The organism is Hymenobacter puniceus (assembly GCF_014333525.1).
Lineage (GTDB): Bacteria > Bacteroidota > Bacteroidia > Cytophagales > Hymenobacteraceae > Hymenobacter.
In genome coordinates this window covers 366922-379778 of sequence record NZ_JACSCX010000002.1, presented here as the reverse complement: position 1 = coordinate 379778, position 12857 = coordinate 366922, and the positions used below count along the sequence as shown (strand labels likewise).

Here is a 12857-nt window from a genome sequence, read left to right as displayed (position 1 = left end):
TTACCTACCACTACCCAGCAGTTTGTGCATGAACCAATTGAGAGCAGTGAAATGTGGACTGCCGGTGTTCACCCAATTAATAAAATCATAATTCGGTAGCGAGTTCAAGAACATATGTGACCCGTTGTTGGTGTAGTTGGGTACTACCACTGCTGTAGTACTACCGGGCACCGGCTCTTTTACCAGCAATAAGCGCCGATAGGGCATCTGCTCGAACTCGTGTACCAATGCCGGAGTAGCGCCATCCTTGCTGCCATCGAATTTCACCAGCAGATTATTCCAATTAATACGTGCCACCCGCCGACACCACTTTTCTCGGGCTTCTTCCTCAGAAGAATAGTGCAGAAAGCTGATTTCCACCTTGCTGCCTAGCGTCGCCAGTGGGTAAGGATTCTCTTCACGGAGCTGATTGATAATGCTATAACGAGACTTGTGTTGAAATATAGTACCCTGGCTTACATAGAATCTGGGGTTGCGCAGAAACTCCAAGTAGCAGGGCGCCATTAAAAACAGCCCAACAAAAGGCGTGTTAAAAGGCAGATCCAGGTATTTGTACAACTCCGCGCCCCAACAGTCGTTCGAGAAAATAGTGAAGTCTCTATTAGTTATTAGACGGCACTGGCGGCTTCTGGCCTCAAGGCGTCTTTTATCCGCAATCCGATTGGTAACTTCAGCTAACAGTGACATTGAAACTACTTTTTAAGCGTTGAAACACCTAATTGTATATACTAAACGTTATACTATAGACTTACATAATCGGCTCCTAATACTACGTTTTGCGCCACTGAAATATCAATGCAGGATAGTCGACAAATAACTCGTTAAGCCTTATTTCAAACATCCGCCGTATTTTATGGCGGTTCCAGCTAAAGTCGTCGTAGCGGCGGCGGTACTTGGCTGGCACCTTTTTAAGATAACGAAAATACAAGTTGCGAAGTCTGTTTTCTCCTAACATCGACCACGGCTTGTGCTGGGTGGTATAATGCAGAATGACTGTATCATCTAAGATGCTCTTCAGCTTTTTGCGGGGTTGGTCTTTGGGAATTTCCGGAAACATCCGGTTGAAGCGGCTATCGAGCTTGCACCAACTGTCCACTAGCGTGGCGTTCAGCGCATCCTGGTCGGGGTAAACCAGAATGTCGGCATTGTTCCGAATAAACTCGATAGCCTTATTGGTAACGTCGCGGGCTAACCATTCGGTACGGTCAATCAGGAGAACACCCGAATTGAAATAATTACCGGCGCTGAAAATACCCAGTTCTGGCCGTGCATCCACAAAGTCGCGCACAGCCGCAACAGGCAGATTCTGCATGTCAATAGTATACAGGCTGCGCAATTTACCTAGCACGATGATGTCAGTATCCAGATAAATAAACCGGGTGATATCGGGCGCCATTACCAATGGAAATAACAACCGATAATAAATTGAGGCCGTCCACCAGAGTGTTGGTGGCAGCACAAAATCGCGCCCGAAGCTCTCCTCAATATCGTAATACTGGATTGCGCTACCGTTCACCTTTGCGTACTCTTGCAGTTCCTGCTGCTCGTTAGCAGCAAGCCCTGTCGCAATAGCATGAATCAGGATTGCTTCGTTTTTATTGTTATCGAAGATGGAGGTAAGCAACGCATACACGGGCGTCAGATAGTTTTCATCGAAAGCTATTGCAATGTGCATAGTGTTACCAGAAGTGCTCATCGATATTCGTTGTGGTGGTCGTATTGGGTAGCGGGACCGGTCTAGTTGCCAATCAGCCGCCGGCGCAGCTCGCTGATTTGCCGAAACACTTTTACCGCTTCCTCGCGCTGTTTCAACGAAGTCTGAAAATTGTAAAACAGCCGTAGTGTCTCAAAATTACTGACTAGGCCCTCCTGCCCGCGCCGGAACGCCGCATTCAGCAGGTTGCCCGGCTGCTTGGCCATCTGGGCCGCCAGCCACACCAAACGCTTGTTGTAGAGAAACCGAAATTTGCTTTCTGTCAGGCCAGGGTAACGAAAAATAAAGTAATAGACGATACTTGTCAGTTGAGAAGAAGCCGTACCCTGGCCTATACGCATCAAGTAATTCCACGTGAGGCGCTCTTTAAACATGAAGTGTTTGAAGCGTAGCCGGTCGTCGTACCATAGCTTATAGCCAGCTAGCTGGAGCGCGTCGCCAAGCTCCACATCTTCACCGCTTACGATTATCTTACCGCGCTTTGTGGAAGTGGTGAAGCGGAATCCATGCTCTAGCAGCTTTTGCCAAGCCGACTTGCGCACCACCGACCCCGCACCATATAGATAGCCTTCGTGTGCTGGTAGCGGCCCATTCTGGCCACCATTCTGAGGCCCTACGGCATACACTGCCTGAAATTGCTCAAACCATGCAGGGGGTGTTATTTCAAACATGCCTTCCGCATGTGCGCCCAACACTCCTATTTCCGGGTGGGCGCTCATTATCTCGTTAACTAATTCCAGATAATTAGGCGCTATCCAGTTGTCATCGTCAATGATGACAATGTATTCATACGCTGCCTCGTTGAATCCTCGAATCAACGCATTTTCCTTACCAGCAACCGGTTCTTCCAATACACGGAAAGGAACTTGAATATGCAATGTCTCCCGTAAGTTGAGAGCCACTTCAATCGTGTTGTCGGACGAGGCATTGCTAACTATCAATACCTCCCATGCAATGCCATTAGTTACCTGCTGGGCTGCTATGTGCCGTAGTGTATCCGCTAAGCGAGTGGCCCCGTTGTGCGTACAGATAAGAAAAGTTACTCCGTTCACTTTGCAGAAATCAGAATTGAAGATTCATTCTGCCTTAAGAACACAGAATGCATGAAGTATTGAAGGGCAGCCTGCTGCCTATCAGTGCCAGTAATTCTATTTTTCCAGCTGATGCAGACGGGCAATAAACGCCTCTACCAGCTTGTAGCTTTTGTCGCCACTCAATTCTTTTTTCACCAAGGCTTTGGATTGCTGCCAATAAAAGTTAGCCCGAATGGCTGAGGCTTCCCCTTCCCGGAAGCGCTCCTTGTCTTTCAGCATTTTATTTAGTGCTACCGCCGCATACTGCAGGGTGAACTTAGCATTCCTTAACCAAATTAGCGGCTTACGACCTGAGGTGCCATTTTGCCTAGCTCGTATATAGTCAAGATACGGTCGTAGGGCAGCTTCCGACTCGGCATTACCTGCGAAAATCCGCTCAACATAGTTCCAGGTCAAGCGCTTGGCCGGAATAAAATGCTGAAACCGCAGGCGCTCGTCGTACCATATTTTGTAGCCGGCCAGCACAAACGCATAACACATTTCGTTGTCTTCCCCTGATGTAAGCTTATCGCCGTGCCGGCCCATCAGCATCGACTTGAAGCCAGCTTGATGGATCTTTTGCCACGCTTCTTTGCGCACCACACAGCCAGCACCGTATACATAGCTTGGATGCTGCGTAATATCCCCTTGCTTATCAGCTTGTTTATCGGCCGCGTAGATAACGGCAAACTCAGGAAACCAGGCCGGAGGCGTTACTTCGCATACCGGGCGCCCTATTCCACCGAGCGCGCCAATCTGCTTGTCAGCCTCCATCAGTTCCCAAGCCAAGGCGAGGTAGTTTTCTTCAAGCCAGTTATCGTCATCTACGATGCACACGTATTCATAGCGGGCAGTGGCAAACCCTAACTCCAATGCATTGCTTTTGCCGCTTTTGCCTTCGTATAATAACTTGTAGGGGAACGGAAACTGCAGTGCCTCAAATTCGGCCTGCGCCACCTGCGACGTTCCATCTGTTGAGGCATTATCCACCAGCAGTACCTCAACAGAAAATTCAGTTGCATTGAATTTCTGTTGAGCCAAGGCCTGCACGGTTTCTTTGATACGAGACGCGCTGTTGTATGTACAGATCAGTACTGTTATACCACGGTTCTGTTGTGCTGTTTCCATGTACGAATTGCAGTCGGGATGGGAGCTGGCAAATTCCGTCGAAACAACAGCCAGCGGTGCTTTTCAAACGGCTTGCCTTTTACTTTTTATACCACTGATACACTAGCTGCTTTAAATAGCTGATGGTACGCTTAGGGCTCACCACCGATATGGCTTTATAATAGTTATAGTAGCTGCTTAGTATATGTCCCTTGTCTTTGAGCTTTTTGCTTTGGTCGAAATGCAAGCCTTCTAAAAACTCATTGAATCGGGCATGATATCGGGCATCAACCATTTGCTTATAATAGCCGGTTTCAAATATCTGCTTCTTGTTGCGGGCAATAATTCGGTCGTTTTGTGTGGCCGACATGATGCCGCCAGCATGAAGCCGATAGCGTGACATTACGTCCGGCAGGTAGTATATATTTCCGGTTCGGGTAAGCAGTAGGTGCAAAGAATAGTCGCCGCTAAAAGCATCCTTCACCCAAGCAGGAATAGGAAACAGGGCAGTCCGCCGGAATACCATGGAGGCGGTCGGAATGAACCAGCCGTGCAGTGCAATATCACCCTGCGTAAATTCGTGTTCAGTAGCCGGCAAAACGCCAGAGAACTTTTCGCTGAATAGCCGGGGTGGAATGGAATTGTTGTCCATGAACTCTTCTGCATCGTGAATGCAGGTAGTACAGTTCGAATGGCGCTTCAGAATGTCGACCTGCCGTTGCAGCTTATGCGGGTCGGTCCAATAATCGTCGCCCTCCAGCAAAGCAATGTACGTACCGGTACACGCCTCCAATGTCCCCAGAAAGTTACCCATAACCCCCAAATTGGTTTCCGGCAGCAGCAGCCGAATACGGTCTGGATAGCGCTTCTGGTAGTCTAGCGCAATTTGCCGGGTAGCGTCTGTGGAACAGTCCTCCCCAATGACCAACTCTACCGGGAAGTCGGTTTCCTGCATCAGAACCGATTCAATGGCTTGAGCCAAAAACTTTTCGTGATTGTAGGTGATACAGCAAACGCTCAACATGTGCAAAAGGCAAGACGTGTCAAAAAAACCAAGCCAGAAAGTTAACTATGGCTACTCGGTGTGCACACGCTGCCGCACTACCTTACCTGGCACACCCACCACGGTGGCTCCGGCCGGAACATCCTGAATAACCACTGCTCCTGCCCCAATACTGGCTCCTTCGCCTATCACTAGCCGTGGCAATATTGTAGCATTTGCTCCTACCAGCACCAAATCATGCAATAAACAGCCCCCAAGAACGCGGGCCCCGGGGGATATTTCGCAGTATTTCCCAACTATGGCATTATGATGAACCGCGGCATTTGCATTCACCAGCGTACCTTCTCCTATTTGGGTAGCATTCGAGATTAGGGCATGATGCATCACATTCAGGCCAGCGCCCAACTTCACATCATAGCGGCCAATTTGGGCAGTAGCCGCAATTACAGAAGTGAGCACCCCACCTAAAGCAGTGATTTTCTGCGCCAAAATCTTACGCAATCTGCCTCCCCCCAGACCTAGCACAAAAGTTGGGTCTCGCTCAAACAGCTTGCTTACTTCATCCAAGCTGCGTAGCACTGGGTATCTGCCAAAAAGCTGCGGTTCTAGGTCAGGAGTTACATCGTCAAAGAAGAACAATTGCCCATCGGAAGTCTGCTGCAGGCATTCCAGCACTTCTATAGCGTGCCCCCTAGCACCTACTACCAGCATATGATCATTCTTTAAAGTTGGAAAGATGCGTGGGAAGATGCTTATGTAGCATCAGCACAATATTGCCAAACTAGAGTGGTAGCACCGCTTGCTTACAGAACTGCCCTGATGATGGAACAGATGGTGTCTACTTCCTCATTCGTCAGCTCGTAGTAAAGCGGCAGACATAGGGCGCGCGTCGAGATTTCCTCTGATACAGGAGCAGACTGATGGCCTGTATACTCTAGCGTGTTCAATGAGGGGTAAAAATAACGCCGGGGCAAAATGTTAGCTGCATTCAGCGCATCGCGCACGCGCAGCAACACAGGCTCAGACGGCATTACTGTGGGGTAATAAGAATAGTTGTACCGACTTGTATGCTCTTGAATCAGGGGCCGACGAACGGCGGTACCAGCCAGATGCGCATCATACCGTTCGCTCAATTCACGACGGCGCCGAATTAAGTCGTCCACCTTTGGCAGCACGCATAAACCCATAGCTGCATGAAACTCCGAGCTTTTACCGTTCACGCCTACACCCCAGAATGCCTCCGGGCCATTGTGTCCGAAATTGCGCATGTAGCTGATACGATGTGCTAATTCGTCGTCGGCGGTAATTATAGCTCCCCCTTCTACTGTATGGAACAGCTTAGTAGCATGAAAGCTCAACGTGGAAATATCACCGTAATTTAATACCGAAGTATCCTTGTATGTCACGCCGAATGCATGCGCCGCGTCATATATGACACGCAGATTATGACGCTTGGCAATTACCTCTATTTCCTCCACTGCACACGGATTGCCATACACGTGTGTAGCCATAATAGCTACAGTTTGTGGCGTAATAGCGGCTTCCAATAAAGTGGCATCAATACACAACGTCTGTGGATCAATATCCACGAATACAGGGGTACTGCCCTCCCATACAATGCTAGATGTAGTAGCAACATATGAGAATGGCGTCGTCAAGATCTCACCCTTCAGGTCCATGGCCTTGAGCGCTATTTGCAGCGCGATTGTACCATTGTTAACGAAGAAGAGGTGTTTTACACCTAAGTATTCCTTCAACGACCGTTCCAGTTCCACTACCAATGGTCCGGCATTCGTCAGATGGGCCCGTTCCCAGATACCAGCTAAATAGCCTACATATTCCTCTAGTGGAGGCAAGTACGATTTGGTGACGTTAATGCTCATAAATGTGGAAGCAGGTTTTCAGTTAATGCTTTGATCTTGATTTAGCTCAGACAACCTGTCTATTGTTGTACAATCTGGCGCACTAAATCTTGATACTGATGAGTGGCAACTATTTCTCCTTGGTTCAATTCGTAAATTCTGTCACATTCACGAAGTGTAGTAATACGGTGGGCTATTATAAGAATGGTAATATCTGTGTGAGACAATTTATTAATAGCTTCATTTACTTCACGCTCAGTGTCATTATCCAAGGCGCTAGTTGCCTCATCTAACACCAATACTTCTGTGCGCTTATATAGAGCTCTTGCAATGCCAATACGCTGACGTTGCCCTCCTGATAATTTAGAGCCCCTTTCCCCGATATGTGTATTTACGCCTTCAGGAAGGCCTTTAATAAATTCAGTTAGAGAAGCCTGTTCAATGGCGTATTGCAGTCTATTCGCATCTATTTGCAGATCACCTAACGTAATATTGTCTTGAATAGACGCTTCCATCAAGAAGGTATCCTGCTTTACGTAGCCAATAATATTATACCAAGACAATATATTTTGGGATGTAAGCGGCTTACCATCAACTAAGATATGGCCTTTCTGCTCTAAATAGAACCTAAGCAGCACATTCATAAGCGTGGTTTTACCAGAGCCTGAGCTGCCAATAAATCCGATTTTTTCGCCTTTTTTGATGTCTAAAGAAACATTCTTGATTGTATCGTTTTCTGCTCCCGGGAAACGATAATATACATTTTTAAACGAGATGGAATTGTTGAAAGAAATTGTTTCCTGATTAGGATGTTCAGGAACAAAATGCTCAGAATTTTGATCAGAATTAATAATCTGGATAGTATACTGTGCTTGCTTTAACTGAAATAGTGATTGCAGCATTCGGTTTACAGATGGCATCAATCGATAAGCAGCGGCAGCGAATAATCCTACCAAAGCAATCAAGTCGGTTGTATTGTCAGAAAAGAAAAGTGCATACACGAAAATGGTCAATACCCCTAGGATAGCCACCATTTCAATCATTTTTACCGGTAGCAACCCATACAGATAGCCTTCTGCATCTAACTTCTGCAACTCCTCCTGATTCTCTAACAGTTTACGACGAAAATCCTGCTGCTTATTAGCTAATTTCAGCTCTATAAATCCAATAAATAAATCACTGACAAGGCTGAAAGAAATTGGGCGTAATACATTTATTCTATTGCCTATTTCTTGGGTTCGGGACCTTAGCAGCCAATACATTAGCCAAGTAGTAGGAACTAATACGACCCCCAAGACAGCTAACAGCAGTGGCTTATAGATGACAATACTGATTACTATGACTAGTATTACAGCTGCTTCTGAGAAGAAAACAAACAAGGGCCTTAGAATTCCACTTACATATACTCCAGGCACATGCAAAGCTGAGTTCATCAGGCTAGCTGAACCAGAGTCATTGAATTTCCAGAATGATAAGCTTAGATACTTTGTTAATTGGCTCGCAATAATTTTCAGACCAATATCTGCTGTGAACCGTGTTTGCAAATAGTTCACCCACGTCGTGAACAAATTCTTGAATATAAAGAATAAGAATATCACTGCCATGAGGGAAAGCAAGAAGCCTTTCTCAGACTGAAACCCTAACGCTTGGTAGACAGGAAAAAAATATTTGCTTTTCTGTACTCCCCCAGGTTCAGCGGCGACCATCATTACCGGAACCAAAGCGGCTAGGCCAAAGACATCCAGAAAGGATGAAACTAAGACCAAGCCAAACATCCAGAGGGCTTTGTACTTTTGAGTTGAAGTCAGATAATAGCGTATGCTATTAAGTGAATAGCTGATTATTCCGGTGTTCATAAGGAGAGGACCTACTTGAAAACTGAAAAGCAGGATGCTAAATTCTCTCAGAGTCAGCAGTTCTCAAATTTCAGGATGGGGCAAAGTTAAGCGTTTTGTAGCAGATACACTCTCTAGCCATTGCTTACAAGGCGAAGAAGCCCCGTTCAACAGGGCTTACTATCGCAATCCTTAGCTACTTACATAAACCTGGGATGGGTTAACCCAAACAGGCGACAGGCCAAGGTGGGCTCATCATGAGGTCCTGTTTGAATGACCAGACGAGCCGTAGCCCAAGGCTGAATAGCGACGGTTGGGGCTGAAGTAGGTGCTAAGGCAATGAGCAGCCCAGAGCCGAACTTTTTCCAGCGAGGCATAGGCGGAGCGGCCAGGCAGTAGCTCGGTTTTGAGCGTGCTTCAGCGGTTTCGGCCTGTGTGTTGTCGTACGCTTTGTCGGCCAGATAGCACCAGCGCACCCTACTAGAGGAATAATAGGCGATGTTGCCGGCGTGCAGAAGAATGATACGCTGTCATTGGGGACTATAATGCCTTGAGGATGTTCACAAATGTCTCTGCGTATATATTCTCAATTCCCTCCCGCAAGCGAATAGACGAGCACCAACCTAGCGCCGTTAATTTACTTACGTCCAGTAGCTTGCGCGGCGTACCGTCAGGTTTTGCGCTATCAAAACGGATAGCACCTGTGTATCCGGTTATTTCCTTTACCAGCGTGGCTAGCTCCCGTATGGTAAGATCCTCACCGGTGCCGACGTTTATGGGTTGTGCCCCATCGTAGTGAAGCAGCAGGTGCAAGCAGGCATCCGCTAGGTCATCAACATGCAGGAATTCTCGTCGTGGGGTGCCGGTACCCCAAATTTCTACTTCTGGCAGTCCTTGTTCCCGGGCTTCATGAAACTTGCGCAACAACGCCGGCAACACATGAGAGTTTTGCAGATCGTAATTGTCACCAGGACCATAAAGGTTGGTAGGCATCACTGAAATAAAATGACGGCCGTATTGGGCCCGGTACGTCTCACAGAGCTTGAGCCCCGCTATTTTGGCAATAGCATATGGCTCATTGGTGTGCTCTAGGGGTCCTGTAAGCAAGTATTCTTCTTTAAGCGGCTGTGGAGCCAACTTAGGATAAATGCAGGAAGAGCCTAAAAACAGTAGTTTCTTTACAGCGTGTACGTGGCTCTGGTTGATGACATTACTCTGGATCATCAGGTTGTCGTACAGAAAATCGGCACGGTAGGTATTGTTAGCCACAATGCCTCCTACTTTCGCGGCTGCCAGCAGTACATACTCTGGCTTTTGCTGTGCAAAAAAGTCTTCAACAGCTGCTTGATTGCGCAGGTCTAATTCCCGGGAGGTGCGCACAACCAGATTGTAATAGCCCGCTTGGTTCAAGCGGCGCACCAGTGCAGAGCCCACCATCCCCTGATGACCGGCCACATATATTTTGGCGTTCAGTTCCATACAATCAGTTGCGGATACAGCGTAGCCGCTTTATGCAACCCAATGGGCTTCTGTGCACATCCGGTTGCAGCAAAAACAATTAGCTACTGTGGTTTGAGAGTCGATTTACTCCACAAAGGCTCCATGTATTGGATGGCCACCGGCTTGCAGGTAGGCGTCACGGCGGAACAATGCCAGATCTGCCTGCATCATTTCCCCAACCAGCATAGGCAGGTCGTATTGGGGTTCCCATTGCAGATTTGCCTTGGCCTTGGTTGGGTCTCCAATCAGCAGCTCCACTTCAGTAGGCCGGAAGTACCGCTTATCAATCTGCACGATAACAGAGCCGATGGGCAGTTGGTACTCTGGAGTATGGCAGGCTATTACGATTCCTTTTTCAGCGCTTCCTTCACCTTCAAAAGCCAATATTATTCCTACTTCCGCAAAAGCCAACCGCACAAATTCGCGTACCGTGGTTGTGACGCCGGTAGCAATAACATAATCTTCAGGCATGTCCTGCTGAAGCATACGCCACATAGCTTCCACATAGTCTTTGGCGTGGCCCCAGTCGCGCTTGGCATCTAGGTTGCCGAGGTACAACTCGTCCTGCAGGCCCAACGCTATACGGGCTGCAGCACGCGTAATTTTACGTGTCACGAATGTTTCGCCTCGCAAGGGACTTTCGTGGTTAAACAGAATGCCGTTGCAGGCATACATATCATAGGCTTCCCGGTAGTTCACTGTAATCCAATAAGCATACAGCTTGGCTACAGCATATGGTGAGCGAGGATAGAAGGGTGTGATTTCACGTTGTGGCACTTCCTGCACCAATCCGTAGAGTTCAGAGGTACTTGCCTGATAAAACCGGGTTTTGTGCGTGAGCCCCAGAATGCGTACTGCCTCCAATAAGCGCAAGGTGCCTACACCATCCACATCGGCAGTGTACTCAGGGGTATCAAAGGATACTTTAACGTGCGACATAGCGCCCAGATTGTAAATCTCGTCGGGCTGTACTTCCTGTACAATCCGGATTATGTTGGTAGAATCAGTTAAATCGCCGTAGTGCAATGTAAAGCGGACATGGTCTTCGTGCGGATCCTGATAGAGATGGTCAATTCGCTCGGTGTTAATCAGTGACGAACGACGTTTGATACCATGGACCTCGTATCCTTTGCTGAGCAGCAGCTCTGCCAGATAGGTGCCATCCTGACCTGTGATGCCGGTGATGAGTGCGCGCTTGTTCATAGTTAGGAAGATTAGATGCAGGCATCATCTGCTCATTTGCATGCTGACGCCGGCACTGAAGATAATGATAATCTTATAAAATGCATATTTTTAAATAAAATAATCATGTTATTTAAACATGATGACTCAATTGTCTCACTTATGTGCTTTGCCCAGCACCTCACTATCCAGCGCCTGCTTTAGCACTTGGCTTATTAAAAGCGCTGCTGGCACGAGCATCAATACGTCAGCCTGCAGTAAGTAGCGCATCTCTAAACTTCTGAACACTAAGCTCATATAGCAGTAAACAAAGGCAGCATACCCTATTATTGGCCACAGATACTCTCTGTTTCGATAGATAATCAGAGAAGCTACTGTAAAGAGCAACAGGCATGAACGATAAAAGAACAGAATCCGATGAATATATGGCCTGTAGGAGTCTCCCTGGTTTATAGTCGCGCTCTTAAAGAATGCTTTGCGCAGATTGGCGAATGGCACTTTGGTATAGTAGGCCACTGGATTATGCGCAATAAAGCTTCTGCGTAAGGAATCGAAGCCCTGTGCTATCCGGGCGTTACAGGGAGCAGAATAAGGTAAGGGCAACTGACTGCCTGCACTGCTCAGTCGTCGGACCTGAAAGCTACTTCCGCAGTTGGCAGCCAAAGTTGTGAGCTCATAGGCTCGGCGCTCTTCGGCGGGACTGCTAAATATGCTGGCTGGATAGCGGTATGGCTGGTTATGTAGCATCGACTCCATCCAGCTGGAATTGTCGTTGGTCCAGCATGCCAGCCAATCCAGATAAGCCTGCATATCCTCTCGCAGGTTGATGTAGCCAGCTGATGCTGGCTTCAGCAGCACAATTTCATTGTGGTTTAAATAGTTGCGGGCTGGCCACCACATATACAATGCGCCGAACCCAAGTATCATACAAGCGCTTCGCTGCCACATGGCCGCTCCACTGCCGAGGCCTCTTATCACTACCAAAAGCACACTTATTGGTAGCAGGATGCCGAGGTATTCCCGAACATAAAATGCCAGCGCTATAAGAGCTCCAATTAAGCAATAGTGCTTCTTATCGTTTCTGGTTTTGGTTATCAGGTTAAACCAAAGCACTGCACAGAAAACACTCAGTGTTTCGCTGCCTATTACTGTCACCCAAAGAATAGCAAATGGATAGGTGGCATATAACAAGGCAACTATCTGGGCCGGCCCCTTACTGGCCCAGCGCCGACTGGCCTTATATAACAATACAATAACGCTTGTATCCAGCAGCACTTGGCTTGTAACCGACGCCTTAATAGCCAGCGCAGGGCCAAATATGATGTAGTGCAACCCATAAAAAAATGGATAGCCTGGTAGCCGCCCGAAGGAGGCTTCTGGCAGCAATGGGTCTATTGTGTAGTGCCCAGTATGCCACAGATTCAGAAAACTCTGAATGAAAGAATGTGTGTCGCCATTGTAGTGCTCCTGCCCTGCACCATAGTAGATAGTAGCCCCTTTAAGCACGAATGCTACACGTAGCACAAAGCCTAATAACACAATGGCGGCCAGCCGCCTTTGCTCCTGGGCTTTGGACTGCAT

At 47.7% G+C, this 12857-nt stretch carries 11 protein-coding genes; all 11 read right to left on the bottom strand.

Translation table 11 applies throughout. From position 1 onward, the window contains the following. Window positions 1-687, bottom strand: coding sequence for a DUF1919 domain-containing protein (locus tag H8B14_RS06680; RefSeq protein WP_187314841.1), 687 nt, complete (start codon window positions 685-687; stop codon window positions 1-3). Between the two features lie 82 nt (window positions 688-769). Next, on the bottom strand, window positions 770-1675 hold the full coding sequence (locus tag H8B14_RS06675) for a glycosyltransferase family 8 protein (protein WP_187314840.1): 906 nt from the start codon (window positions 1673-1675) through the stop codon (window positions 770-772). 62 nt (window positions 1676-1737) lie between these two features. Further along, on the bottom strand, window positions 1738-2766 hold the full coding sequence (locus tag H8B14_RS06670; RefSeq protein ID WP_187314839.1) for a glycosyltransferase: 1029 nt from the start codon (window positions 2764-2766) through the stop codon (window positions 1738-1740). A 96-nt stretch (window positions 2767-2862) separates the two neighbouring features. Next, on the bottom strand, window positions 2863-3915 hold the full coding sequence (locus tag H8B14_RS06665) for a glycosyltransferase (protein ID WP_187314838.1): 1053 nt from the start codon (window positions 3913-3915) through the stop codon (window positions 2863-2865). Window positions 3916-3994: 79 nt separating this feature from the next. Further along, window positions 3995-4918, bottom strand: a complete 924-nt coding sequence (locus tag H8B14_RS06660; RefSeq protein WP_261989925.1) for a glycosyltransferase — start codon at window positions 4916-4918, stop codon at window positions 3995-3997. A gap of 51 nt (window positions 4919-4969) precedes the next feature. Further along, window positions 4970-5608, bottom strand: a complete 639-nt coding sequence (locus H8B14_RS06655; protein ID WP_187314836.1) for a NeuD/PglB/VioB family sugar acetyltransferase — start codon at window positions 5606-5608, stop codon at window positions 4970-4972. A gap of 92 nt (window positions 5609-5700) precedes the next feature. After that, window positions 5701-6780: a DegT/DnrJ/EryC1/StrS family aminotransferase gene (locus tag H8B14_RS06650; RefSeq protein WP_187314835.1), complete on the bottom strand. Its 1080-nt coding sequence runs from the start codon at window positions 6778-6780 to the stop codon at window positions 5701-5703. 59 nt (window positions 6781-6839) lie between these two features. Beyond that, window positions 6840-8615: an ABC transporter ATP-binding protein gene (locus H8B14_RS06645; protein WP_187314834.1), complete on the bottom strand. Its 1776-nt coding sequence runs from the start codon at window positions 8613-8615 to the stop codon at window positions 6840-6842. 519 nt (window positions 8616-9134) lie between these two features. Then, window positions 9135-10073 carry a GDP-L-fucose synthase gene (gene fcl / locus H8B14_RS06640; RefSeq protein WP_187314833.1) on the bottom strand — a complete coding sequence of 313 codons (939 nt, stop codon included), beginning with the start codon at window positions 10071-10073 and terminating at the stop codon, window positions 9135-9137. A gap of 105 nt (window positions 10074-10178) precedes the next feature. Continuing rightward, the gene (gmd, locus tag H8B14_RS06635) at window positions 10179-11297 is read right to left on the bottom strand and encodes a GDP-mannose 4,6-dehydratase (protein WP_187314832.1); all 1119 of its coding nucleotides are present in this window, start codon (window positions 11295-11297) and stop codon (window positions 10179-10181) included. Window positions 11298-11432: 135 nt separating this feature from the next. After that, window positions 11433-12857, bottom strand: a complete 1425-nt coding sequence (locus tag H8B14_RS06630) for a glycosyltransferase family 39 protein (RefSeq protein WP_187314831.1) — start codon at window positions 12855-12857, stop codon at window positions 11433-11435.